At 36.6% G+C, this 24,309-nt stretch carries 28 protein-coding genes; 25 read left to right on the forward strand and 3 right to left on the reverse strand.

What is annotated here, in order from left to right; all coding sequences use genetic code 11:
* The first annotated feature begins 329 nt into the window (after positions 1–329).
* The 14 genes from CRG87_RS01015 (at position 330) to CRG87_RS01080 (ending at position 11,354) form a co-directional block, all read left to right on the forward strand.
* Complete coding sequence (locus tag CRG87_RS01015; RefSeq protein ID WP_046306514.1) at positions 330–1,361, forward strand: sugar-binding transcriptional regulator; 1,032 nt, start codon at positions 330–332, stop codon at positions 1,359–1,361.
* Positions 1,362–1,413: 52 nt separating this feature from the next.
* Positions 1,414–2,430 (forward strand): type I glyceraldehyde-3-phosphate dehydrogenase, encoded by a 1,017-nt coding sequence (gap, locus tag CRG87_RS01020; protein WP_046306516.1) that lies wholly within the window; start codon positions 1,414–1,416, stop codon positions 2,428–2,430.
* 103 nt (positions 2,431–2,533) lie between these two features.
* A complete protein-coding gene (locus tag CRG87_RS01025) occupies positions 2,534–3,745 on the forward strand; it encodes a phosphoglycerate kinase (RefSeq protein WP_074425557.1) in 1,212 nt (403 codons plus the stop codon).
* Positions 3,746–3,769: 24 nt separating this feature from the next.
* Complete coding sequence (gene tpiA / locus CRG87_RS01030) at positions 3,770–4,525, forward strand: triose-phosphate isomerase (protein ID WP_074425556.1); 756 nt, start codon at positions 3,770–3,772, stop codon at positions 4,523–4,525.
* A gap of 184 nt (positions 4,526–4,709) precedes the next feature.
* The gene (locus CRG87_RS01035) at positions 4,710–5,180 is read left to right on the forward strand and encodes an SLAP domain-containing protein (protein WP_074425555.1); all 471 of its coding nucleotides are present in this window, start codon (positions 4,710–4,712) and stop codon (positions 5,178–5,180) included.
* 14 nt (positions 5,181–5,194) lie between these two features.
* On the forward strand, positions 5,195–5,383 hold the full coding sequence (locus CRG87_RS01040) for a hypothetical protein (protein ID WP_074425554.1): 189 nt from the start codon (positions 5,195–5,197) through the stop codon (positions 5,381–5,383).
* A gap of 18 nt (positions 5,384–5,401) precedes the next feature.
* Positions 5,402–5,776, forward strand: a complete 375-nt coding sequence (locus tag CRG87_RS01045; RefSeq protein ID WP_074425553.1) for a hypothetical protein — start codon at positions 5,402–5,404, stop codon at positions 5,774–5,776.
* Between the two features lie 192 nt (positions 5,777–5,968).
* Positions 5,969–6,580: a hypothetical protein gene (locus CRG87_RS01050; protein WP_074425552.1), complete on the forward strand. Its 612-nt coding sequence runs from the start codon at positions 5,969–5,971 to the stop codon at positions 6,578–6,580.
* A 68-nt stretch (positions 6,581–6,648) separates the two neighbouring features.
* Positions 6,649–7,224, forward strand: coding sequence for a GDSL-type esterase/lipase family protein (locus CRG87_RS01055; protein WP_074425551.1), 576 nt, complete (start codon positions 6,649–6,651; stop codon positions 7,222–7,224).
* A 92-nt stretch (positions 7,225–7,316) separates the two neighbouring features.
* Positions 7,317–8,171: an aldo/keto reductase gene (locus CRG87_RS01060; protein WP_074425550.1), complete on the forward strand. Its 855-nt coding sequence runs from the start codon at positions 7,317–7,319 to the stop codon at positions 8,169–8,171.
* A gap of 12 nt (positions 8,172–8,183) precedes the next feature.
* On the forward strand, positions 8,184–8,579 hold the full coding sequence (locus CRG87_RS01065) for a MerR family transcriptional regulator (protein ID WP_074425549.1): 396 nt from the start codon (positions 8,184–8,186) through the stop codon (positions 8,577–8,579).
* Between the two features lie 155 nt (positions 8,580–8,734).
* Positions 8,735–8,971 (forward strand): hypothetical protein, encoded by a 237-nt coding sequence (locus CRG87_RS01070; protein WP_074425548.1) that lies wholly within the window; start codon positions 8,735–8,737, stop codon positions 8,969–8,971.
* The gene (locus CRG87_RS01075; protein WP_074425547.1) at positions 8,949–9,857 is read left to right on the forward strand and encodes an ABC transporter ATP-binding protein; all 909 of its coding nucleotides are present in this window, start codon (positions 8,949–8,951) and stop codon (positions 9,855–9,857) included. Before CRG87_RS01070 ends, CRG87_RS01075 begins: the two co-directional genes overlap by 23 nt.
* Before the next feature lie 267 nt (positions 9,858–10,124).
* Entirely contained in the window at positions 10,125–11,354 is a 1,230-nt protein-coding gene (locus CRG87_RS01080) for an MFS transporter (protein ID WP_074425728.1), read from the forward strand.
* 132 nt (positions 11,355–11,486) lie between these two features.
* Here CRG87_RS01080 and CRG87_RS01085 read toward each other — a convergent pair whose 3' ends face one another.
* Together CRG87_RS01085 and CRG87_RS01090 are read right to left on the reverse strand one after the other, a co-directional pair.
* Positions 11,487–12,008 (reverse strand): LURP-one-related/scramblase family protein, encoded by a 522-nt coding sequence (locus tag CRG87_RS01085; protein WP_046306534.1) that lies wholly within the window; start codon positions 12,006–12,008, stop codon positions 11,487–11,489.
* Between the two features lie 10 nt (positions 12,009–12,018).
* Positions 12,019–12,894, reverse strand: coding sequence for a Cof-type HAD-IIB family hydrolase (locus tag CRG87_RS01090; protein ID WP_074425546.1), 876 nt, complete (start codon positions 12,892–12,894; stop codon positions 12,019–12,021).
* A 201-nt stretch (positions 12,895–13,095) separates the two neighbouring features.
* Here CRG87_RS01090 and CRG87_RS01095 point away from each other — a divergent pair, with 201 nt between their 5' ends.
* Genes CRG87_RS01095 through tsaE form a run of 3 tightly spaced genes read left to right on the forward strand, consistent with a single transcriptional unit; the run spans position 13,096 to position 15,265 of the window.
* Positions 13,096–13,791: a uracil-DNA glycosylase gene (locus CRG87_RS01095; RefSeq protein WP_074425545.1), complete on the forward strand. Its 696-nt coding sequence runs from the start codon at positions 13,096–13,098 to the stop codon at positions 13,789–13,791.
* Between the two features lie 8 nt (positions 13,792–13,799).
* Positions 13,800–14,789, forward strand: coding sequence for a phosphate acetyltransferase (pta, locus tag CRG87_RS01100; RefSeq protein ID WP_074425544.1), 990 nt, complete (start codon positions 13,800–13,802; stop codon positions 14,787–14,789).
* Positions 14,789–15,265 carry a tRNA (adenosine(37)-N6)-threonylcarbamoyltransferase complex ATPase subunit type 1 TsaE gene (gene tsaE, locus CRG87_RS01105; RefSeq protein WP_074425543.1) on the forward strand — a complete coding sequence of 159 codons (477 nt, stop codon included), beginning with the start codon at positions 14,789–14,791 and terminating at the stop codon, positions 15,263–15,265. Before pta ends, tsaE begins: the two co-directional genes overlap by 1 nt.
* A 47-nt stretch (positions 15,266–15,312) precedes the next feature.
* On the opposite strand, the gene CRG87_RS01110 is transcribed toward tsaE, so the two are convergent.
* Positions 15,313–15,846: a 3'-5' exonuclease gene (locus tag CRG87_RS01110; RefSeq protein ID WP_046306542.1), complete on the reverse strand. Its 534-nt coding sequence runs from the start codon at positions 15,844–15,846 to the stop codon at positions 15,313–15,315.
* Between the two features lie 99 nt (positions 15,847–15,945).
* On the opposite strand from CRG87_RS01110, the gene murB reads away from it, so the two are divergent.
* From murB to CRG87_RS01150, 8 genes are all read left to right on the forward strand, one after another.
* Positions 15,946–16,845, forward strand: coding sequence for a UDP-N-acetylmuramate dehydrogenase (murB, locus tag CRG87_RS01115; protein ID WP_074425542.1), 900 nt, complete (start codon positions 15,946–15,948; stop codon positions 16,843–16,845).
* A 34-nt stretch (positions 16,846–16,879) separates the two neighbouring features.
* Positions 16,880–17,725, forward strand: coding sequence for a diadenylate cyclase CdaA (cdaA, locus tag CRG87_RS01120; RefSeq protein WP_074425541.1), 846 nt, complete (start codon positions 16,880–16,882; stop codon positions 17,723–17,725).
* Entirely contained in the window at positions 17,722–18,696 is a 975-nt protein-coding gene (locus CRG87_RS01125; protein WP_074425540.1) for a CdaR family protein, read from the forward strand. Before cdaA ends, CRG87_RS01125 begins: the two co-directional genes overlap by 4 nt.
* Positions 18,697–18,716: 20 nt before the next feature.
* Positions 18,717–20,069, forward strand: coding sequence for a phosphoglucosamine mutase (glmM, locus tag CRG87_RS01130; RefSeq protein ID WP_074425539.1), 1,353 nt, complete (start codon positions 18,717–18,719; stop codon positions 20,067–20,069).
* Between the two features lie 209 nt (positions 20,070–20,278).
* Positions 20,279–22,090: a glutamine--fructose-6-phosphate transaminase (isomerizing) gene (gene glmS / locus CRG87_RS01135; protein WP_074425538.1), complete on the forward strand. Its 1,812-nt coding sequence runs from the start codon at positions 20,279–20,281 to the stop codon at positions 22,088–22,090.
* Between the two features lie 110 nt (positions 22,091–22,200).
* Entirely contained in the window at positions 22,201–23,016 is an 816-nt protein-coding gene (locus tag CRG87_RS01140; RefSeq protein ID WP_074425537.1) for a Cof-type HAD-IIB family hydrolase, read from the forward strand.
* A gap of 24 nt (positions 23,017–23,040) precedes the next feature.
* Positions 23,041–23,478, forward strand: a complete 438-nt coding sequence (locus tag CRG87_RS01145; protein WP_074425536.1) for a CopY/TcrY family copper transport repressor — start codon at positions 23,041–23,043, stop codon at positions 23,476–23,478.
* Between the two features lie 34 nt (positions 23,479–23,512).
* Positions 23,513–24,226, forward strand: a complete 714-nt coding sequence (locus CRG87_RS01150; protein WP_074425535.1) for a hypothetical protein — start codon at positions 23,513–23,515, stop codon at positions 24,224–24,226.
* Positions 24,227–24,309: the final 83 nt, after the last annotated feature.

Consider the following 24,309-nt stretch of genomic DNA (forward strand, 5'->3'; position numbering starts at 1 on the left):
TACGTGCGATCCATTACACTAAGGACCCAATTAACACTTGAACAAGTATAGCAGAAAAAAGCAAAAAATTGAATTCTTTTTGTTCTAAAAGCTAAGCAGGACTCAGTTATTACTTAAAACTAAGGAAAAAGCAGTTAAATTATTAAGACTTTCTAATCGGTTCATTTTTGCTTGAATTATTTTTGGGTGGTTGATATACTATAGATGTCGATTGAGGAATGAAGAATTTAATTGATATAAGTTCACGTTTCTCTTATATTTTTAGACAATCTGGGACAAAAAATGACAATAGCTAGGTCAAAAATGTCCCGGGAGAAGGAGAGAAGTCGATGTACTCGGAAATTCCTGTGCTAGAAGCTCTCGTTCCTGACATTTTAAAAGTTTTTCGACAAAGATATCTTGTTCTAGAGCAGATATCACTTAAAGCCCCAATTGGGCGTAGAAGTGTTGCTCAGTCTTTAGGACTTTCTGAAAGGAACGTTCGAACTGAAACGGAATATCTTCGCGATCTCGGCTTAATCGAGATTAAAAGCTTTGGAATGTTTATGACAGAAAAAGGTCAGAAGATGTTGCAGGATGCAGCGCCGGTGATTGATCGACTATTCAATGCACGTGAGACTGAGGTTGATTTAGCTCGTAAGCTTGGAATTGAACGGACGATTATTGTTCCTGGTGATAGTGACTTGCAAGAACTTGTTTATGAGCGAATGGGTGAAGAACTCAATTCAGCTCTTGACTTGCTTTTGCCTCTAGGACACTCAATTATCACTGTTTTAGGTGGAGCTGCACTTGCGAAGTCAGCAAAAAATTTGTCTAGAAATTTAGGTAAGAATCGGCAATTAGAATTTGTACCTGGTAGAGGTGCCCTGGGTGAAAATGTTGCGATTCAAAGCAATACAATTGTTCAGGAGATGGCACTGAAAACAGGTGGTAAATATAGAACTTTATATTTACCTGAGCAGGTTTCTACAGAAGCCTATAAGTCACTGATTCGTGAATCAACTGTTGCCGATGTGCTTGAAGATATTTCAAAAACTGATGTTGTCATTCATGGAATAGGGCTAGCTCAAGATATGGCGCGGCGCAGAGGATACGATTCGGTTCGTTTGTCTGAGTTGCGTGAAAAAAAGGTCGTTACCGAATGTTTTGGGTGTTTTTTCGATAGCGATGGTAAGATTGTCGACCGCGTGCATCAGGTTGGCTTGCAGTTCGAAAATCTGAACAAAATACCTCACATATTTGCCTTTGCTTGTGGTGGCAGAAAAGCCAAAGCAATCAAAGCTTATATGCCCAATGCTCCTCATCAAACCTGGTTAATTACTGATGAGGGAGCCTCAAAGAAGATTTTAAAGGAGAAATAATTCTCATTTAAAATAAAAAGATGTTTATAGTTCTTAAGGAGGACTTTAGAATATGACAGTTAAAATTGGTATTAACGGCTTTGGCCGTATTGGTCGTTTAGCATTCCGTCGAATCATGGATTTGGGCGAAAAGTCAAAGGATATCGAAGTTGTTGCTATTAACGACTTGACTACTCCAGCACTTTTAGCACACTTATTGAAGTATGACTCAACTCATGGTACTTTCAACCACGAAGTTTCAGCTACTGATGATTCAATCGTTGTAGATGGTAAGAAATACCGTGTATACGCAGAACCACAAGCTCAAAACATTCCATGGGTTAAGAACGATGGTGTTGACTTTGTTCTTGAATGTACTGGTTTCTACACTAGCAAGGCTAAGTCACAAGCTCACCTTGACGCTGGTGCAAAGAGAGTCTTAATTTCAGCACCTGCTGGTAACGACTTGAAGACTATTGTTTACTCAGTAAACGATGATACTTTAGACGCAAGCGACACAATCGTATCTGCTGGTTCATGTACTACTAACTCATTGGCACCAATGGTTGACGCTTTGCAAAAAGAATTTGGTGTTAAGGTAGCTACTATGACTACTATCCACGCTTACACTTCAACTCAAATGCTTTTGGATGGACCTGTTCGTGGTGGTAACAAGCGTGCTGCTCGTGCTGCTGCAGTTAACATTATTCCTCACTCAACTGGTGCTGCTAAGGCTATTGGTCTTGTTGTTCCAGAATTGAACGGTAAAGTTAACGGTCACGCACAACGTGTACCAGTTACTGATGGTTCATTGACTGAATTAGTTTCAATCCTTGACAAGAAGGTAACTGCTGACGAAGTTAACTCAGCATTGAAGAAATACGAAAGCCCATCATTTGCATACAACGATGATGAAATCGTTTCAAGTGATGTTGTAGGTATGACTGCTGGTTCAATCTTTGACCCAACTCAAACTATGGTAACCACTGCCGGTGACAACCAATTAGTTAAGACTGTTGCTTGGTACGACAATGAATACTCATTCACTTGCCAAATGGTTCGTACTTTGTTGAAATTTGCTACTCTTTAATCTGTAAATTAGATTACTGAATAAGTAGTAAAGAGAAGGCGGAGGGAAATTCTTCCTTCCGCCTTTTTTTCAAGAAAAATAATTAAGTTATCGGAGGATATAGATGGCTAAATTAATCGTTTCAGACGTTGATGTTAAAGATAAAAAGGTATTAGTTCGAGTTGACTTTAATGTTCCTATTAAAGATGGCGTGATTGGTGACGACAACAGAATCGTTGCTGCACTTCCAACTATTAACTACATTATCGACAATGGTGGTAAGGCAATCTTACTAAGTCACTTAGGTCGTATTAAGTCAGATGCAGATAAGAAGGACTTATCACTTAAGCCAATCGCTGATCGTTTGAGTGAATTATTGAAGAAACCTGTTACCTTTGTTCCTGAAAATGAAGGTAAAGAAGTTGAAGATGCTATTAACAACATGCAAGATGGCGATGTTGTTGTTCTTGAAAACACTCGTTTCCAAGATATCGACAACGACTTTGGCAAGCGTGAAAGCAAAAACGATCCTAAGCTTGGTGAATACTGGGCATCATTAGGTGACGTTTACGTTAACGATGCCTTTGGTACTGCACATAGAAGCCATGCTTCAAATGTTGGAATTGCTGAAGCAATGAAGAAGGCTGGTAAGCCTGCTGCAGCTGGTTTCCTAATGGAAAAGGAAATCAAGTTCTTAGGTGATGCTGTTGCAAATCCAGTTCACCCATTTGTTACTATCTTAGGTGGTGCAAAGGTTTCTGATAAGATTGACGTTATCACTAACTTGATTCCTAAGTCTGACCACATCTTGATCGGTGGTGGTATGGCTTATACTTTCTTAGCAGCACAAGGTCATGAAATTGGTAAGTCATTATTTGAACCAGATAAGGTTGACTTGGCTAAAGAATTGCTTGAAAAAGCAGATGGTAAGATTGTTTTACCAGTAGATAACTTGGCTGCAACTGAATTTTCAAATGATGCTGCTCGTAAAGTTGTTGGTGACGACATTCCTGAAAACATGATGGGTCTTGACATTGGTCCTAAGACTGTTGAAAAGTTCAAGGATATCTTGAAAGATGCTAAGACTGTTGTTTGGAATGGACCAATGGGTGCATTTGAAATGCCTAACTTCGCTGAAGGTACTCTAGAAGTTGGTAAAGCATTAGCTAATTTGACTGACGCTACTACTATTATTGGTGGTGGTGACTCAACAGCAGCTGCTAAGCAATTAGGTATTGCTCCTAAGATTACTCACATCTCAACTGGTGGTGGAGCTTCATTGGAATACCTTGAAGGTAAAGAATTGCCAGGAATTGCCTGCATTTCAGACAAATAAGCTATCAGAAAGGACAATAATTAAATGCGTACACCAATTATTGCTGGTAACTGGAAACTAAACATGAACCCAGAACAAACTGCTGAGTTCGTAGCTTCTATTAAAAATGAGTTACCAGAATCAAGTAAAGTAGAATCAGTAATTTGTGCTCCAGCCGTTGACCTTGATGCATTGAAAAAGGCTGCTGAAGGTTCAGAATTACATGTAGGTGCAGAAAATGCCTACTTCGAAACTGAAGGTGCTTTTACTGGTGAAACTTCTCCTAAAGTTCTTAACGAAATGGGAATCGATTACTGCATTATTGGTCACTCAGAGCGTCGTGAATACTTCCACGAAACTGATGAAGATATTAACAAGAAAGCTAAAGTTTTATTTGCTAATAACGTAACTCCAATCGTTTGCTGTGGTGAATCACTTGAAACTCGTGAAGCTAACAAGCAAGAAGAATGGGTAGTTGGCCAAATTAAAGCTGATTTGGATGGTTTAACTGCTGAACAAGTTTCAAACCTTGTTATTGCTTATGAACCAATTTGGGCAATCGGAACTGGTAAGACTGCTAGTTCAGAACAAGCAGAAGAAATGTGCAAGACAATCCGTGAGACTGTCAAGGACTTGTACGATGATGAAACTGCTGAAAATGTTCGTATCCAATATGGTGGTTCAGTTAACCCAGCTAATGTTAAAGAATTGATGGGTAAGCCAAATATTGATGGAGGTTTAGTTGGTGGTGCATCACTTAAACCTGATTCATATTTAGCTTTGGTAAATTACCAAGACTAATTTTAACTGTATAAATGAAAAGCCTCTGCTATTTGCAGAGGCTTTTTTTGTTTATCAAAAATTTAGTGCCATGGTTATTACTATAAAGTGAGCAAAGTGCAAGTTGTTTTTTATAAAATCGTGTATTAAAATTTAATATACTAAATAAAGTAGTCATTAAATTAATGATCGTTAGGAGAAAATAATGAAACTAAATAAGTTTAATTTAAGTTTGTTTTTAAGCACTTTACTTTTATTTTTTATAAGTCTTGGTTCGACAACTACAGTTTTTGCATCAGAAAATAGTAATACAGCTGTTGTTGCAAAAAAGTCCACGATCTACGTGCCAGATGAAAAACTATCTGCATATGTGCGTACAAAAGGAAGGGTAGAAAAGGGAACAAAAGTAAGTTTACTTTCTTCTATAATTTCAAACGGCCGTAGTTTTGATGAAATTTCAGATGGTAAGTTTATTTTGGCTACTAACCTAAAAGGTAAGAACCGCAAATTAAAGAAAGATGCGTATGTTATTTTCGTAGATGGCGGGAAATTAAGAAGGTTAAAAAAGCATACGAGAGTAATGACATATGGACTACCGGTCACAGGCTACTTAGATAAAAAGTACTATACGGTAAAAGGTGGAAAGTTTGTCAAAAAGTCAGCTTTTATTAAATAGGAAGGGAAAGAATATTGAATAAACAAATAAAGAACAGCAAAATAAAGATACTTATTGCTATAACTACATCTTTAGCTCTTGGATTATTTGTAGGAAAAAGTAATGATAGTAACTTCTTCACTACAAACACGGTTGTTCAAGCAGCTCATGTAAAAGGTAATTTAGGAAAACTGACTACACCGAAGAAGATGCGCGGGACCTGATATGGCAAAGCTTTTGATATGAATTATAAATCAAACACAATTGATAAATTAAGAGTAAAAGCGCATAAAATCGGTTCTGATGAATTACATAGGCAAGATACTAATGCTAAGGGAATTAAGAATACTAAGCAAACCAGAAATTGGGTAAGGGCTTTTTACCCTGTAACTTTTAAAAAGGACAAAAACATAAAATATATCTCGATGTTTCCTTGGTTTAGTCCGGTTGCATCAGGTAGGAGTTTAGGTTTATATCATTACAAAGGACACCGCGTTTTAATTGAAAGAACTTTATCTTCTTATAGAATAACTAACGTTTATTGGCGCTCGGCTAAGTTAGCTAGAATGTATGGTGGGACAAAGCCAAAAGAGTTAAAAACATTTGCTCAATGGTAAATTATTTTTGTGTAAGTTTTCTTATGTTTAAATGAAAAGCCTCTGCTATTTGCAGAGGCTTTTTACTTGGAATTGTTTTAGTTAACAGGAATAATATATATAATTATATATTTAAATCACAAAAGACACTTTTATTGTTGAAAATAACTGATATAATAATAAATTATCTCAGGTTCTCAGGAGGCCGAAAAAATGAAAAGTAAGAAGATTTTAACAATGCTTGCAGCCGCAACAGTTGTTTTAACTACTGCTACACCAGCGCTAGTAAATCAACCAGCTCAAGTTCAAGCTGCCACTGTTAAGAAAAATAAATATGGTTTTAACAAACTATATACTTTCCCCAAAACTTGGCGTGGTAAGTGGTACAGCACCAACAATTTGACACCTAATCCAATGAATATTCAAAAGAATTCATTCGATACGCCATGGGCAAATGACCATGTTAAGGCTGTTGAAGTTGGAACAGTTAAGGGAACGAAAAAGTACCCTTGGCAAATGTCCAGAACTTGGAAGTCAAAGAACGCTGATTTATTTGCTAAGTATGCAAGAGTAACAACTAAGACAATGAACGGCGACAAGTGGACAATTGTGAGTCCAGTCGATGAAAAGTCAACTAAGATGGGTTATGCTTTTACTGTAAAAACTGAAGTGATTGATGGAAAGAAAGAATCTGTTTTATTCCAATCACATCCTCAAGTGGGTGAAGTTACTAACCAATACTTCAGAACTGAAGAATTGGCTAAAAAATATGCTGCTCATGAATTCAAGAATATGAAGTATAGTAAAGTAAATCCTAGAAATTAAAATAGACTGTAGTTACAATTTAACTGTAACTACAGTTTTTTTATTGGTTTTAATTGGAGAAGTTTCAAATGAAATTGCTTTTAACAGGTGATAGCCTCATTGCTAGAAAAGAAGGCTTGAAAGGGCCACGACTTGACTACACTTTAAAGAAGAAAAATTCTAATATAGAAACGATTAATACCGCAGTACCAGGAATTAACTCAGGTGCATTTTTTGCTTTGATTTCTGACCTTGTCCTTAAGATAGACCACTGTGATAAGTTGATTCTATTACTTGGAACAAACGATTTGGCACTGCATAAAAAGGTTCCATTGGAGCAGTTTAAGCAAAACATGGCATTAATTATTTCCAGCATCGTTTGCTTATATTATCCAAATAATTTCATAATGATTTCTCCGCCTGCAGTTGATGAGCATAAACAGGAAAAGCGAATTAATAATGATGTTGCTGCTTATACTGCAGAATTGGAACAAGTAGCAAATAACTATAAAATACATTTTATTAACCTCTTTGAAAAAATGGTTAAGCAAGGAAGCTTAACAACTCTTTGTCAAGGCCAATTAGATGATGGTTTACATTTTGGTGCTGCAGGGTATGAGCTATTGGCTAACTTGATTATTAAAGAACTTGATAATAATAGCTAAAATTGGCAATAAATAGTAGATTTAACCTTGCTATGGAGTTAACTCTAACGTTTATACTAACTCTAACAAAAGAATTTTTGGGAGAGTTAAAAATGGAGAAAATAACATTAAATAATGGAGTAGAAATGCCCCTTTTAGGGTTCGGTGCTTTTCAAATTACCGATTTAACCTTAGCTGAACAGGTAGTAGAAGATGCAATTAGATCAGGGTATCGCTTAATTGATACTGCCTCTTCATATGGCAACGAAGAGGCAATAGGACAAGCAATAAAAAATAGTGAAGTTGATCGTGCTGATATATTTGTTACAACAAAACTATGGGTATCAGACACCGGTTATGAAGCAACAAAGAGAGCAATTCTAACTTCTTTAAAGAAACTTCAGTTAGACTATTTAGATTTATATTTAATTCATCAACCGTATGGTGATGTTTACGGCTCTTGGCGAGCAATGGAAGAAGCATATCAAGCAGGTACAATTAGAGCAATTGGTGTTTCGAATTTTACAGCAGACCGTGTTTTGGATTTAGAGCTATACAATAAGATTTGTCCCGCTGTCGATCAAATTGAAGTTAATCCTTGGATGCAACAAAAAGATGATGTTCTTTTTTTGCAGGAGCGCAACATTCAACCGGAAGCATGGGCTCCATTTGCTGAAGGAAAGCAGCAAATATTTACTAATCAACTGATTGCTGAAATTGGACAGAAGTATCATAAGACAGTAGGGCAAGTTATTCTACGCTGGCTACTTCAAAGAAAAATTGTTGTGATTCCAAAATCAGTTCATCATGATAGAATAGTTCAAAACAGCCAAGTCTTTGATTTTGAATTGACTCAAGCAGAAATGGCACAAATTAAAACATTAGATGAAAATAAAAGTCAGTTTTTTGATCATCGGGATCCAGCAGCTGTTCAAAATATCCATGATCTAGTAAGAAATGTTGATTAAGGAAATAAAAGTTTGAATATCAATGAAGTGAGCAAAAAGTTTGGTTTACCAAAAGACACATTAAGATATTGGGAAAAAGAAGGATTAATCCCTGCGATAAAGCGTGATCAAAATGGTTATCGCGTTTATAGTGAATACGATCAAAACTGGATTTTTTATATTTTAGTTTTGCGTAAGGCTGGGATGCCGGTTAAAAAGCTGAAGCAATTTGTTGCACTATATTTGCATGAACCACAAACCAGAAAAAAGCGTCGTGAATTATTAGAAATGCAACGCGACGAACTAATAAAGCAAACACATGATATTCAAAAGACAATTAACTATCTAACTTATAAAATTGATCATTTTGATGACCAACTTCTGACATTCGAAAATGAAAAGCTAGCATATGAGAAAAAGGTTGATTAATTAGCAAAAGACATTACCCCTGTAGACCGGTAATGTCTTTTGCTATCTTCTTGAAGCTTAAACCAAATATAAATAAGCATTATTTGCTAATTGACAGAATAAGTAGATAATATTAGAGTTAAATGAAAAAGTTGATTGTATATAGGAGGCACAACATGTACAAATATCTTAAGCAACATTTATTTTCCGTCGGGTGTGCCTGCTTATTGTTGTTAACCAATTCATTCCTGCAAGTTTTGGCTGCTACCAAAATGGCAAATTTAGCTAATGCTTTAATTGCGAAGAATATAAAGCTTTTTGGTCAACTACTGATGCTGATTTTTTTACTATGGTTTATTTCTTTTATTATTTCCTTTTTTGAAAGCTATATTGAAGAAAGCAAATGTTCATAACACTATAAGGAGATCGATTGTCGACATTATTACTAGTGTAGTAAATATTGGTAGTCAGCTAAATATTTTAGGAATTACTGGATTTTTACATTTCAAGGGTGTTTTGAGTGCTGGAGCTATTTTGTCGACAGCAGAATTAGCGACAAAAGTCTTTGATTCAGCTGGAATAATTAATCGCTATTTAGCTCAATTACTTTCAACTTCAGGTATTTTTGCAAAATCTTCTAAGCTGAAAAATCTTGTTATTCCAAGTAATCAAAAGTTTGATCTGGCATCCTTTCCAATGCAATTTAAGACACTGGAATTTAGAGATGTGTCGTTTTCATATCCTGGTTCTAGAACAACAATATTAAGTCATTTTTCTTATGCCTTTACTAGGGATAATTTTTATAAACTAAATGGTGATTCTGGCAGGGGAAAATCAACATTGCTTAAGTTAGCAACTGGTCAGCTCAAACCAAATTCTGGTGAAATTCTTTTAAATGGAATTAATATTAATCAAATCCCACAAAAAGTCATAAACGAGTTGATTATATACTTACCTCAAAAGGTTACAATTTTCCCTTACTCAATTAACTATAATATTTCATTAGGACGAAAAGTTAATTTGGAAAAATTAGCCTCAATAAAAGAAAAGTTTGGAATTGATGATTCATGGCAATACAATTCTCTTTCTGGAGGACAGAAACAACGAGTTGCATTAGCTCGTCTCATTGATTCTACTAACAAGCTTGTTTTACTTGATGAAAGTTTTTCAAGCATTGATTTGAAATCGTCGCAGGATTTACTTCAAATGTTTTTGAAAGATTGTAAAACGATAATTTTAGTTTCTCATCGAAATAATGAAATTGGCGATTTTCCAGTTAAAAATCTCACTTTAAAGTAAAAGCTGGAACAAATGATCTAGCAAAAAAGAAGATTTCTAGGCTATTTGCTGCAGGAAAAGCAACTATACCAATATCTGGAGTTTCAGAAGCAATACATTCAGCTCAAATCACAGGATTCTATGTAGGATCTTTATTAAGGAAAAGTACTATTGCTAATCCAAGCGTTAGATTTCTTTTTTCCCGAGAGGTCAACTGTAACTATAGCTTGCAACATAATATTGAAGCGTCAAAACAGAAGATGGATAATATTTAAGGATGGAAAAGTGATGATAAAAAAGAAATACTTAAATGTTTATAAATTACTGGCTGGACGGGTAGCAACTAATATTGCTGATAGTTTATTCTATATGGCAATTCTTTGGTACTTTAAAGAAGCTGGTCATTCACCATTAATGGTAGCGCTAATTTTTTCAATTGAAGCTGGAATTGACATAATTTCGTTTGGATTTGGTCCGCTAATTGATCGTTTGTCCGTTAAAAAATTGCTAAAATATTCAACTCTTATACAAATTGTAATTAGTGTTATTATCGCGTGTGTACTATACCTTAAGCAAAATAATGTAATCATTGACATATTTTTACTTCTATTATTTGGTATATCAACAATATTATCATCAATTATTTATCCAACAGAATATAAGCTGTTGCCCGTACTTGTTGAGAAGAAGGATCTCTTGCATTTTAACGGCCTTTTTCAGGTAAGCTACAAGATATTGGACTTAGTACTAGACGGTATAACCACCTTTATTATTGCTACAACATCCATCAGTATAACCATTATTATATCAGCGGTTATTTTTACCATAGCGCTCTTTATCTATGCAAGAGTACAAATCAATATGCTCGCAAAAGATGTACTAAAAAGTGAAGAATACTTTACAGGCTCCTATTTAAAAGATTTACAAGTTGGTTGGGTTACTTTGAAAAGTGAGAGTAATATTATTGAATTGATATTACCGTTATGCGTGGTTAACTTCTTTTTTGGCATTTATGATGTTGGATTGCCTTATTTCGCGGAAAGTTATATACATGACTCCGCGATTGGCTATGGAGGATTGCTGATGGTATCCTCCATAGGAAGCATACTAGGAGCTCTTGTTATACAGCATTTTAAATTAGGAAAAAAGAATATGGAAGCCTTTATTACTTTATGCTTCTTGGGAGCGGGAACATTTAGACTCTTGGTTCCATTAACTGTAAAAACTAGTGTGATTTTCGCCTTGATTAGCTCTGCAATCTCTTCTTTATGGATTACAATGATGAACATAGATTTTGAAACTCTAGTTCAAACAAGCTTTTCATCAGCAATTTTAGGTAGAATTGATACTATCAATGACAGTATACTTTCGCTAATGATACCGTTAGGTACATTTGGGGGAAGCTGGATTATAGAAAAATTCGGCTCAATAAGTACACAATACGTTTATGGAGTGGCATTATTAGTTAGTGCAATCTACTATTTTGGTGTAACAAGATATAGAAAAAGATTAAAATAACTCATTTTTTGATTTGGCTGAAATATATCTTTTTTGATGACCAATTTCTGACATTTGAAAATGAGAAGTTGGCTTATAAGAAAAAGGTTGATTAACAAAAAGGAGCACTACAATTAGTAGTGCTCCTTTTGTTTAGTTGAATTTAACATTATATTTACGTCCAATAGGTGGGAATGTCGGTAATCGCAGAGGCGTTGTATGCCATTGTGTAAAAAGGGTGGCACACAGTAAAATAAACGGTACATCTTCTGGGCGAGCAATATTACAAGTTAAAACGACCCCATTTTTCTTGATATCCGTTTCAACCGTAGCCACTGTTTTAACCCCAGATAAAAAGCGGTATTTTCCGTTTTTGATACTACCTGTAACTAAGTAATTAAGTCTAGTAATATAAAAAAGATTCGACACAGAGTTGTTGAAGCGTTTGACTTTAACTAAAGAATGATTGACAACGTCAATAGTATAGGATGAAATTATACCATTACCGTCAGTGTAAAGCCGACCAATTTCAGTTTGCTTATATGTCTTCAAATAAAGTGTATGGTTAGGATTATCAAGATTACCTTGAATTAAGTATTTGATTTTGCCTTTTTCATTTGCAACGGGAATTTGACCGTATTCTTGCTTTTGAGTTAGTTCTAGTAAATAGCGCATTTAAGCACCTCTATTCTTTAGCATTTTCGCTAATAAACTGTTTTAAAATATAAGCTACTCCATTTTCATCATTAGTTTTTGTTTGTACTTGGGCTAATTTCTTAATTGCTGGAACCGCGTTGCCCATAGCTACACCTGTACCGGCATCCCTAATCATACTCTCATCATTAAGGTTATCGCCAATTGCAGCAACTTCTTCTCGCTTCAGGCCTTTCTTTTTCGCATATTCCATCAATGCAGGACCTTTTTGTGCTTTAGCATCATTAATCTCGATATTAGCTGGGGAACTTGAAGTCACTGCCACGTCTCCTAAAGCCATGATTTCCTTTTTTGCTTCAACAAAAGCTTCAGGCCCATGTCCGTCAAAGGAAATTATTTTCATTACTTCAAGCTCTGGATCATTTAATAGGTCAGTAAAACTGTCAACGTAAGTCATGCTTAGCATTGCATTACTTCCTGCCGCTGTTGCTACTGCTTTTTTAAAACTTAGGCGCGGATTAAGCGCAGTTAATGCACGAGCTAAATTAACTACTCGTTGGCTAATGTCTTTCGAAAAAATCAAGTCTGAGGTTACAAGCTCATAATAAATGTGGTGGCGGTCCAAAATGTCCGCTACTTGTTTCGCTTTGGTTGTTGGCAACGGATTTTTAACCTGTAGCTTACCATTTGCATCAAATACAAGTGCACCATTAATGTTAATAAAACCTGTGTTAATACCAAAATCTTTAATTACTTTACGCGATTGTTCAGGCGAGCGTCCGGTTGCCACCAAGAACTCAATTCCACTTTTTTGGGCCACTTTAATTGCGGCTACGTTTTCGTCTGAGACGGTAATATTACTGTTAAATAATGTGCCATCAAGGTCACAAGCTACTAATTTAATCAAGATAAGAGATGAGCCTCCTTCGTAACTGAAGCGTTTTATTATTTCATAATCATCTTAACATAAGTAGAGAACATGCCGTTTATTATTTTTTTAATAAATGCGCTTTGTTATAGTAAAAATCGTTAAAATTGTCTAAGTTATTTTCAATCAGAATTAGTTTCATGATACCATATAGGCTGTGAAAGAGAGGGTGTCTTGATAATGAAAAAGTTTATTGGCAATGACTGGGATGAAGTACTAGCTCCCGTATTTGAAAGTAATGAATACCATGCGCTTCATGAGTTTTTGAAAAAAGAATACCAAACTAAGCGGATATTTCCAGATATGTACCATATTTTCACTGCTTTTAAATTAACCCCATTTGCTAAGACTAAAGTAGTTATTTTAGGCCAAGATCCATACCATAATCCAGGGCAGGCAACCGGAATGAGTTTTGCCGTAATGCCTGGGGTTAAATTACCACCATCCCTACAGAACATTTATAAGGAACTTTATGATGATGTGGGCTGTGTTCCGGTTCAACATGGTTATTTGAAAAAGTGGGCTGATCAGGGTGTACTTCTACTGAATGCAGTTTTAACTGTACCATATGGACATGCAAATGGACATCAGGGCAAAGGCTGGGAGCAAGTAACAGATGCTGCAATCAAAGCCCTGAGCGATCGTGGTCAGGTTGTTTTTATCTTATGGGGCAAATATGCGCAAAATAAAATCGCATTAATTGACCAAGAGAAGAATTATGTGATTAAATCAGCTCATCCAAGTCCCTTCTCAGCAGATCGCGGCTTCTTTGGCTCACGACCATTTTCGCGCTGTAATGAGGCCTTGAAAAAATTTGGTGAAGCACCAATTGATTGGCAATTGCCGCAACAAGTCACAGAATCTGATTTAGCATAGGTGAAATAATGAGTATTTTTGAATTATTAAAGAGCAAAGTAAAAAATTTTAGTAAGCAATATCGCATAGTTTTCCCTGAAGGAAATGATCCTAGGATATTAAAAGCTGTTAGAAAACTTAAAGACGATAATGTAGTTAGCCCAATTATTTTGGGTGATCCAGAACAAATAAAACAGATTGCACAGCAAGAAGGAATTTCACTCGATGATCTTTTGTTAATTGACATTGATAATTACGAGAACCTGAATGAAATGGTAGTCAGTTTCATTCAAGCTCGTGGCAAAGAAATTACTGAATCCGAGGTGCGTGAAGCACTAAAGGATGCCAATTATTTTGGCACAATGATGGTTAAGATGGGAATTGCTGATGGAATGGTTTCTGGTGCAGTTCATTCGACGGCAGAAACTGTTCGTCCAGCATTACAACTTGTTCATACTGCTGAAGGAATGCATCGCGTCTCTGGTAGCTTTATTATGGAGCGAGGGAAAGAAAAGTATCTTTTTGCAGACTGTGCAATCAATCCAGCACCTGATAGTCAAACGTTAGCAGAAATTGCTTATCAAACTGTTGAAACAGCCAAAATGATTGATCTTGAGCCACGTGTAGCCTTCCTTAGCTTTTCAACCAAGGGCTCCGCAAAAGGCGAAATGGTTACTAGAACTGTCAAGGCTGCTGAAATTTTTGCTAAAGAGCACCCTGATATTGTTTCAGATGGTGAATTACAATTTGATGCTGCTTTTGTTCCGGAAGTTGCTGCAAAAAAGGCACCTGATTCTAAACTTGCAGGGCGTGCAAACATTTTTATTTTCCCTGAATTACAATCGGGCAATATTGCTTATAAAATTACACAACGTTTGGGTAACTTTGCAGCAATTGGACCTATTTTGCAAGGACTTGATAAACCAATTAACGATTTATCACGTGGGGCAAGTAGCCAGGATGTCTACGACTTAGCTGTTTTAACAGCAGCTCAAGCACTTTTTAAGGACAAAGAATAATGACTAAATTAGAGATTAACTCAGCTGCTGAAATGAAGAAAATTGGTGCAGCGATTGCCTCCACGGCTAGGCCACACGATTTGCTTTTACTAAATGGTGATTTAGGAGCCGGTAAAACTACGCTGACACAGGGAATTGGTTATGCGCTTGGGGTAAGGCGTCCGGTGAAAAGTCCAACCTTTACGATTGTCCGTGAGTATGCTGAGGCAAAACTACCAATTTATCACATGGATTTTTATCGTTTAGAAAACAGCGATTTATCATCAATCGATTTAAATAGTTATCTGTCAGAGCCAGGATTGGTTATTATTGAATGGCCAGAAGTTATTCAGGGCTATCTACCAGATCAATATTTGCAGGTAGTAATTAGAAGAGTGGATGATAGCTGGGATTCCACTAAGAGGACATTAGAATTTAGACCGCAGGGAAAGCGCAATGAACTGTGGGTAAAAGATATCATGAATAAATTGCAATAAAAAAGGCAGAGCTGATATTAATCAGGTCTGCTTTTTTGACTTGTTTATTAGATTTGGTAAACAAGGTTTTTAATTGGTTCATCACCAAATTCTTTATTTTGGGCGATAAGAATACCTGCACAGGCCTCACTATCGCTAAGCGCATTGTGATGGTGCCACAATTCAACATTTAATGCTTCGGATACAGTATCTAGTTTATGATTAGCTAGATTAGGTTCAAATAATTTACTTGTTTGTAGGGTGTCGATTACAAAATAGTGCGGTTCTTGAATATCGTAACGCGCTAAACTTTGCTTCATTACGTTCGTATCAAAACGTGCATTATGCGCACAAACTAGCATGCCAGGCTGATACAAGTCTTTGATTTGAGTCCAAACTTCTGCCATTGTTGGCGCATCCTTTACATCATCTGCAGTAATGTCATGAATTTGAATGTTTCGCGCATCAAACGGCATTTGGGGGTTTATAACTGTGTAAAACCGGTCAACAATTTGATTGTCGCGAACCATTACTAATGCCAGAGAACATGCACTTTCTGGATGGCGGTTGGCGGTTTCAAAGTCCATTGCAATAAAATTCATTTTCTCTCCTTTAAAACTTAATTTTAGTATAACATAGGATGAAGCAATTCACTGAATGCGGTAAAATAAACAAAAGATTTAATAAGGAGAATTTTAACTTTGAAGTTATTTGATTTAGCAAAAGAAGGGATAGAAATTAAGCAACAAGTCCCGCTTAGCAAATATACGTTTACAAAAACTGGTGGTCCAGCAGAGTATTTGGCTTTTCCGCAAAATCAAACAGAGCTTCAAAAACTGGTTGAAGCAGCTAATGCTGATCAAATACCGCTAACTGTTATTGGTAATGCATCAAATCTAATTATTCGTGATGGCGGCATTGACGGACTTGTCATTATTTTAACCAAAATGGATAAGATTACCGTTGAAGATCAGACAGTTACTGCTCAAGCAGGTGCACGAATTATTGATACTGCTTTTATGGCAGCCAACCATGGACTTAGTGGAATGGAATTTGCGGCTGGTATTCCTGGTAGTGTTGGTGGCGCTGTTTTTATGAATGCAGGAGCATATGGCGGTGAAACTTGTGAGGCTGTTGCGTCGGTTACCGTAATGTCTGCAAAAGGTGAGTTTAAAACTTATACAAATGAGGAAATGGCTTTTTCATATCGACATTCACTTGTTCAAGAAACTGATGATATTGTCTTATCTGCGACCTTTGAATTAAAAAAAGGCCAGAAAAGTGAAATTTTAGCGCAGATGAACTATCTCAATGCATTGCGGCAATATAAACAACCATTAGAATATCCTTCTTGTGGTAGCGTGTTTAAGCGTCCAGCTGGTCATTTTGTTGGTCCGATGATCATTAAAGCGGGTCTTCAAGGAAAACAAATTGGTGGTGCGCAGGATTCCACTAAACATGCCGGCTTTATTGTTAATAAAGGAGGAGCAACAGCTACGGACTATCTTGACTTAATCCATTTAATTCAAGAGAAGATTAAAGAGGAATTTGGTCTTGATTTAGAGACTGAAGTTAGAATTATTGGTAAGCCGAATGATTAAGTTTTGCTTGTTACAATAATAGAAAGGAGTATCTATGCAGTCAAACGGAATACATATTTTTACTTGGGCGAACTTCTCAACTATCTTAGACGTTTTGATTATTTGGTTTTTAGTTTACCATTTAGTCATTTTAATCCGAGGTACTAAAGCAGTTCAGCTTGCTAAGGGGATTGTCCTGATTTTTGTGGTGCGAATCGTTGCTGGAATTTTGCAATTGCATACCACGACCTGGTTAATCGATCAAATTGTTTCTTGGTCGGTCGTCGGGATTATCATTATTTTTCAGCCCGAGATTAGGCGTGGACTAGAGCATTTGGGGCGTTTACCAATTTTTGCTGGTCGAGAAGACAGTGAACGTACTGAATCAATCAAGTTTATTAATGAACTTGATAAGGCAATTCAATATATGTCGAAAAGAAGAATTGGAGCATTAATCACTCTCCAGCAAGAAACAGGACTAGACGACTATGTTGAAACTGGTATTAAGTTGAATGCTGATGTAACTGGTGAGTTATTGATTAATATTTTTATTCCTAATACCCCGTTACATGATGGTGCTGTCATTATTAATAATGATCATAAGATTGCCGTTGCGGCAGCTTATTTGCCGCTTTCGGATAATAGTATGATTCCGAAGCGTTTGGGGACACGTCACCGTGCTGCTGTCGGAATTTCAGAAGTTACCGATGCGATTACAATTGTTGTTTCCGAAGAAACTGGTGGCGTGACAATTACGCGGAATGGGCGTTTTCTAGTTGATATGACTCGTGATGAGTACATGAAATACCTGACTGCTGAACTTGTTCCTAAGAAAAATCAGGCAGAAAAATGGTATCAAAAAATTGCTCGTAAAGTTTGGAAGTGGGGTGCTGACCGATGAAAAACTTTTGGAAAAAATCTTGGTTCATTCGGTTAGTTTCACTACTGATTGCAATTTTATTGGTAATTTATGTTAATGACACACAGGGTGGTTTTTTAACTCAGGGACAGTCAAGTCGGACGAAACAAACTGCTAACAAAACACAAACGATTAGTGTTCCTTTGCAAGTTTCAGTTGATACAGATAAGTATTACGTTGTCGGCTATCCTGAAAAAGTAAGCATTACATTAGAGGGCTCTAATGCACTAGTGACATCAACTGTTAATACGCAAAACTTTCGGGCCTATATTGATTTGACTAAGAAAAAAATCGGTGGTCATGAAGTAAAAGTTCACGTTAACGGCATTAGCAGGCAACTTTCGTATTCAATCAATCCAAAAGTTGTTCGTGTTGATATTCAGAAAAGAAAATCAACAACAATGCCTGTTCAAATAGAGTATAATGAGAACGCTGTAGCTCATGGTTATACGGTTGGCCATCCAAGCGTTTATCCGCAACAAGTTGAAGTTACTGGAGCACGGAGTGAGGTTGAACAAATTGACCAAATAGTCGCAAAGGTCGTTCTTCCAAGTGAAATGAAGCATGACTATGAACGGCAGGTTAGCCTTATTGCCTTAGATCACAAAAAAAGGCAGCTTAATGTTGTTATTGAACCTGCTACAGCTAAGGTAACAATACCAGTTTCAGTCGCTCATAAACGAGTTAGGGTTAAGCTAGAACCAAAAAGTGAGCAAAGTGGAAAAATATATTCGCTAACGGCTAAACCGGACTATGTTACTATATATGGGGCAAAGGAAGATTTAGCCAAAATAAGTAAGCTAAAAGTTCCAGTCGACCTTAGTGAAATTGCAGTGTCGACAAGCAAAGTGGTTAAACTAGACTTGCCCGCGGGTGTAGTTAAGTCTGATCCCGTTCAACTTGGAATAGACATTAAAGTAGCAAATTCAAATGTAAAAAGTGAAAAAAATTAAGTAAAAGGAAGGTATTTTAGATGTTGAAGTATTTTGGCACCGACGGTGTTCGTGGAGTAGCAAATCAAGATTTATCACCAGAATTGGCATTTAAATTAGGACGTGACGGAGGTTATATTTTAACCAAGAACAAGGATAAAGATGAGCAAGCTAAAGTTTTAGTTTCTCGTGATACCAGAATCTCTGGTCAAATGTTAGAGTATTCGCTGATTTCTGGTTTGCTATCAGTTGGAATTGAAGTTTTAGAAGTTGGTGTAATTACGACCCCAGGTTTGTCATACTTAGTAAGAGCGCAAGGTGCAGATGCCGGCGTACAAATTTCCGCTTCTCATAATCCAGTTCAAGATAATGGAATAAAATTCTTTGGTAGCGATGGCTTGAAACTATCTGATGAAATGGAAGAAGAAATCGAAAAGCTAATTGATGCTAAAGAAGATACCTTACCTCGTCCTTCAGCTGAGGGTTTAGGCTCAGTAACTGATTTTCACGAAGGTAGTGCAAAATACCTCCAATTCATTGAAAATACTATTCCAGTTGATTTAGATGGAATTAAAGTTGTTATTGATGGTGCTAATGGTGCTGCTAGCAACTTGATTTCTCGTCTATTTGCTGATTGTGGTGTTGATTTTACTACGATTGCAACTCATCCAAATGGCTTAAACATCAATGATCACGTTGGTGCAACCCACACAAAGAAGTTACAAGAAGAAGTAGTTAAACAAGGTGCCCAATTAGGACTTGCTTTTGATGGGGATGCTGATCGCTGTATTGCTGTTGATGAAAATGGTAATGAAGTTGATGGAGACCACATTATGTACGTTTTGGGCAGCTACATGGAAGATGGTGGCCGTCTAAAAAAGGACACGATTGTAACTACCGTGATGAGTAACTTAGGTTTTACTAAGGCACTTGAGAGAAAGGGCATTAAAAACATTCGTACTCAAGTAGGTGACCGTTATGTTTCCGAAGAAATGAGAGCAAATGGTTATAATTTAGGTGGGGAACAGTCTGGTCACGTAATTATGAGCGACTACCATAATACTGGTGATGGGATGCTAACAGGTTTGCATTTAATGCTAGTAATGAAGAAGACTGGTAAATCACTAAGTGAACTACTTGAAGATTTCAAGGATTACCCTCAATGTCTTGTTAACGTTCCTGTAAAGGATAAGAAGAGCTGGAAAAAGCATCGACCAATTCTTGATGTTATCAAGGAAGTTGAAGATGATATGAATGGTGATGGTCGTGTCGTAGTTAGACCTTCAGGTACGCAAGAGCTTTTACGGGTGATGGCCGAAGGACCAACACAAGAGGAAACTGATGCTTATGTAAAACGCATCACTGATGTAGTTGAAAAAGAAATGGGCGTCTAAATTTAACTAGTCCAATTAAAAGTAAAAGGCAGGAAAATATTTTTCCTGCCTTTTTTGTGTATACAATAGCACTTATCAGACTTAGTATATACCAATTATCATAATAATCACTTGACCAATTTTTAAGTAAATATTATTATTCCATATGTAATAAAGAAACTTTTACTAGTCCAAAAAATAAAATATGGACTATACCAAAGGAGAATAATATGTGTGGAATTGTTGGAATTATCGGTAAATCAGCTAAAGAAGTCGTATTAGATGGTTTAGCAAACTTGGAATACCGGGGATATGATTCAGCGGGCATTTATTTAAATGACTTAAATGGGCGAGGATACTTGACTAAAACTACCGGGCGTATTAAGAACTTACGTGCTAAGATGACGCAGGATGAGGATGGACTTGTTGGAATTGGGCACACGCGCTGGGCAACACATGGCAAGCCAACTGTAGCTAATGCACATCCACAATTTGATGAAACAAATCGTTTTTACATGGTTCACAATGGTGTAATTGAAAATTATCAAGAACTAAAGGATAAATATTTAAGTGACGTTAATTTTCAATCAGATACAGATACCGAAGTTATCGTTCAATTAATTAGTAAGGTTGTTAATGACAAAAAGGTCGATACCTTTACAGCTTTAAAGATGGTGCTGGCAGAAGTAAAAGGCTCATACGCAATTCTCTTAGTTGACAATACAATTCCTGATCACATTTTTATTGCTAAAAATAAGTCGCCACTAATGCTTGGACTAGGAAAAGACTTTAATGTAATTGCTTCAGATGCATTGTCAGTATTAGATCAAACCAAGACTTTTATCGATTTGGCTGACGGTCAAGTTGGAGATATCACTAGGGATAACTACGTACTAGAAAATCTTACCGGAGAGAAAATTCAGTCAAAACCTTATGAGGTGAATATTGATCCTAACGCTGCTTCTAAGGGCACTTATGAATTTTATATGTTAAAAGAAATATGCGAGCAACCAAGTGTTTTGCGGCATTTGGCTCAATACTATTTAGATGAAGACGGTAAGCCAAAAGTTGATCAAGAAATCGTTGATGCACTGACACGAGCAGATCGTTTATATATCTTTGCGGCAGGCACCAGCTACCATGCTGGTTTGGTTGGCAAAGTTTTGTTTGAAAAGTTTGCTAATATTCCGACAGAAGTTGGACTTGCATCAGAGGCTGGTTATCATTTCCCAATGATGTCGAAAAAGCCATTATTTATCTTTTTATCGCAATCTGGGGAAACGGCAGATTCACGTGTCGTTTTACAAGAAGCAATTAAGCGTAATATACCAACCCTTACATTAACAAATGTTCCAGGTTCAACACTTGCTCGTGAAGCAAGCTATTCAATGTCACTTGAAGCGGGACCTGAAATTGCTGTTGCTTCAACCAAGGCTTATACGGCTCAGGTGGTAGTTGAGGCAATACTAGCAAAAGCAATGGGAGAAAGAACTGGCAATGACGCAGCGAAAAATTTTGCTCTAAAGGAAAATTTAGCTTTAGCTGCTGAGGGAGTAGAACAAGTAATCTCCAGTAAAGAGAAAATTGAGCAATTAGCTAAAGAATATCTAGTACCGTCACGCAATGCTTTTTATATTGGACGCGGAATTGATTATCCACTTGCTCTTGAAGCTGCACTCAAACTGAAAGAAGTATCTTATATCCAAACAGAAGGATTTGCGGCAGCCGAATTAAAGCATGGCACAATTTCGTTAATTGAAAAGAATACACCGGTAATTGGCCTAATTAATGATCCGGTTACAGCAGACCTAATGCGCGGGAACATCGAGGAGGTTGTCTCAAGAGGTGCTAGTGTGATTACCATTGCAAGTAAGAAACTGGCAAAACCTGACGACGATATCATTTTGCCAGATATTGATTATTATCTAACTCCACTTGTTAGTGTTGTTGCCGCTCAATTATTTGCCTATTATGCCTCTAAAGCTAAGGGCTTAGATGTAGATAAACCACGTAACCTTGCTAAAAGTGTTACTGTTGAATAAATATTTTTTTAGAACTAGCAAAACAACTAGATACCGAAAAAAGTCGTAAGTAATTACGACTTTTTGTATAATGAAGGGGACGATGCAAAAAGCAGTGGGAGGAAAATACTGTGTCAATAAAATTAATTGCTGTTGATTTAGACGGCACTTTGCTTAGTAGTACTAACTCGATCTTGCCAGAAACAGAAAAGACTTTAAAAAATGCGATTAGCGAAGGAATTCAAGTGGTTCTTGCGACAGGTCGACCTTTATCTGGGGTAATGCCTTTTAACAAGCAATTGGGCCTGGCAGGAAAGAAGCAATATAACATTGTGTTTAATGGCGCGGTCATCCAAAACTTGGCAGGCGATGTTTTGATGAATCAAGAAATGAACTATCAGGATTTTTCCAATATGCGCAAACTTCAAAGACTTGCTCATGTTAATTTACATTTTGAAACGCCAGTGTGTTTTTGGACCTGTGATCGCGATTTAGGGGCTAATCTTGCAGTGAATGCCGCAATGACTAATAACATGATTAAAGTACGTAAGGCAGAGGAAATTCCACAAGATTTTGCTTTTAACAAAGTTGGCTTTAGCATGACTGAAGATGTTAACGAGGTTGAAAAATTATGGAACAATATTCCCGAGTGGGCCTTTGCCAAGTATGATATTGTTCGAAGCTTTTCGACTAATGTTGAAATCAACATTAAAGATGCTTCTAAGGGTAACGCTCTTATGGTACTTGCTGATCGCTTGAAGATTGATCAGAGTCAAGTAATGGTCTTTGGCGATCAGGGGAATGACATTTCGATGTTTTCCAATCCAAACTTTAAAAAAGTTGCAATGGGAAACGCAATCGAACTGATTAAAGATAGTGCGGACTATGTAACTGATGATAATGACCATGACGGAATTGCCAAAGCATTAAAAAAATATGTTTTGTAGTAGAATAAAGTTAGGTTGATTATTATGGTAGAAAAAAATAAAGAACATAATATTTCTGAAGCCGAGTGGGAAGTCATGAGGATAGTGTGGACACTTGGTGAAATTCATACTGGTGATATCATTAAGCAATTACAAGCTAAAAAGAACTGGTCAGAATCAACAATCAAGACATTGATTGGGAGACTAGTTAAAAAAGGTTTGCTAAAGACTAGAAAAGATGGACATCGGTATGCATACTCCGCAACTGTTACTCAAGTGCAGATGATGATTCAGGTTTCAAAAGAAATGATGAATCACATGTGTGATATGCATAAAGGACAAGTTCTAATTGAACTTTTGAAAGATATGCCATTATCTAAATCAGATATCTCGACAATTGAGGATGAGCTTGCTGGTAAGGAGAGTAAGGCGCCTGCAGTAATTAAATGTAACTGCTTAGTTTCAGGTCAACACGAATGCTAGAACAATAGTTAATCTACCTAAGGGGGTAAGCTTAATGAAGAAGTTTACTAGTATTTTTCTACGGTTGATCTTTGCCGCATTGGTTTGTCTATCAGGGTTATTTTTATTTGAAGGCGTTGCAACAATTAATGTTCAGAATGTTCCCAAAATGGCGAAAACGGTAATTGACAAGAATGTTAATAAGACTGGGGATGCTAATTTAAAGGGATCGCTGCAGTTAGCAAAAGACTTTGGTGTTGAAGATAAGATTTTTGAACAACTACCACAAAAGTATCATCGAGATTTGTCTTATATTAACCTTTATAATTTGAGTGTGAGTTACCAAGAAAATGGTGAAGTTACAGCGCAAAATTTGAATTTATCTGAAAAGAATCAGGTTCAAAAGGCTGTCAATTACGTCATTTTAGATCGGTTAAATAAAGAGCTCAAAAACAACGGCAAGCAAGTTAACGATACCATTAATGTTTTCCATTATTTCTTTTTCGCAGCTATTTTGCTTTTTGCTATTGCAGCTCTGTTTGTACTATTCGGTAGTTCTTGGGCTTCGATAGTTTTATTGATTGCCTCTGTAGGATCGTTTGGCGCACTGCAATATTACTTAAATCAGCTAACCCAAAACTTGCAGACAGAGCTTTATCATGGAATTTCATTGACCACTTCGTCTGTTTTATGGCTTGGCCTTGCCATGGGATTGGTGCTCGCATTTATTTGGCCAGTGGTCCTAAAAATAACTAAAAAAAGAGAATAATTTAAAATAGCATCGTCTATAGAAGTGACTATACTGACGGTGCTTTTTTGTGCTTAAAAATTCTATAACCATGAAACTAAATA

Origin of the sequence: Lactobacillus apis (genome assembly GCF_002837055.1) — a bacterium.
Classification (GTDB): Bacteria; Bacillota; Bacilli; order Lactobacillales; family Lactobacillaceae; genus Lactobacillus; species Lactobacillus apis.

Coding starts and splice junctions, on each gene's coding strand:
- CRG87_RS01015 (WP_046306514.1), top strand. CDS start 330: ATGTACTCGGAAATTCCTGTGCTAGAAGCTCTCGTTCCTGACATTTTA.
- gap (WP_046306516.1), top strand. CDS start 1,414: ATGACAGTTAAAATTGGTATTAACGGCTTTGGCCGTATTGGTCGTTTA.
- CRG87_RS01025 (WP_074425557.1), top strand. CDS start 2,534: ATGGCTAAATTAATCGTTTCAGACGTTGATGTTAAAGATAAAAAGGTA.
- tpiA (WP_074425556.1), top strand. CDS start 3,770: ATGCGTACACCAATTATTGCTGGTAACTGGAAACTAAACATGAACCCA.
- CRG87_RS01035 (WP_074425555.1), top strand. CDS start 4,710: ATGAAACTAAATAAGTTTAATTTAAGTTTGTTTTTAAGCACTTTACTT.
- CRG87_RS01045 (WP_074425553.1), top strand. CDS start 5,402: ATGAATTATAAATCAAACACAATTGATAAATTAAGAGTAAAAGCGCAT.
- CRG87_RS01050 (WP_074425552.1), top strand. CDS start 5,969: ATGAAAAGTAAGAAGATTTTAACAATGCTTGCAGCCGCAACAGTTGTT.
- CRG87_RS01055 (WP_074425551.1), top strand. CDS start 6,649: ATGAAATTGCTTTTAACAGGTGATAGCCTCATTGCTAGAAAAGAAGGC.
- CRG87_RS01060 (WP_074425550.1), top strand. CDS start 7,317: ATGGAGAAAATAACATTAAATAATGGAGTAGAAATGCCCCTTTTAGGG.
- CRG87_RS01070 (WP_074425548.1), top strand. CDS start 8,735: ATGTACAAATATCTTAAGCAACATTTATTTTCCGTCGGGTGTGCCTGC.
- CRG87_RS01080 (WP_074425728.1), top strand. CDS start 10,125: ATGATAAAAAAGAAATACTTAAATGTTTATAAATTACTGGCTGGACGG.
- CRG87_RS01085 (WP_046306534.1), bottom strand. CDS start 12,008: ATGCGCTATTTACTAGAACTAACTCAAAAGCAAGAATACGGTCAAATT.
- CRG87_RS01095 (WP_074425545.1), top strand. CDS start 13,096: ATGAAAAAGTTTATTGGCAATGACTGGGATGAAGTACTAGCTCCCGTA.
- pta (WP_074425544.1), top strand. CDS start 13,800: ATGAGTATTTTTGAATTATTAAAGAGCAAAGTAAAAAATTTTAGTAAG.
- tsaE (WP_074425543.1), top strand. CDS start 14,789: ATGACTAAATTAGAGATTAACTCAGCTGCTGAAATGAAGAAAATTGGT.
- CRG87_RS01110 (WP_046306542.1), bottom strand. CDS start 15,846: ATGAATTTTATTGCAATGGACTTTGAAACCGCCAACCGCCATCCAGAA.
- cdaA (WP_074425541.1), top strand. CDS start 16,880: ATGCAGTCAAACGGAATACATATTTTTACTTGGGCGAACTTCTCAACT.
- CRG87_RS01125 (WP_074425540.1), top strand. CDS start 17,722: ATGAAAAACTTTTGGAAAAAATCTTGGTTCATTCGGTTAGTTTCACTA.
- glmM (WP_074425539.1), top strand. CDS start 18,717: ATGTTGAAGTATTTTGGCACCGACGGTGTTCGTGGAGTAGCAAATCAA.
- glmS (WP_074425538.1), top strand. CDS start 20,279: ATGTGTGGAATTGTTGGAATTATCGGTAAATCAGCTAAAGAAGTCGTA.
- CRG87_RS01145 (WP_074425536.1), top strand. CDS start 23,041: ATGGTAGAAAAAAATAAAGAACATAATATTTCTGAAGCCGAGTGGGAA.
- CRG87_RS01150 (WP_074425535.1), top strand. CDS start 23,513: ATGAAGAAGTTTACTAGTATTTTTCTACGGTTGATCTTTGCCGCATTG.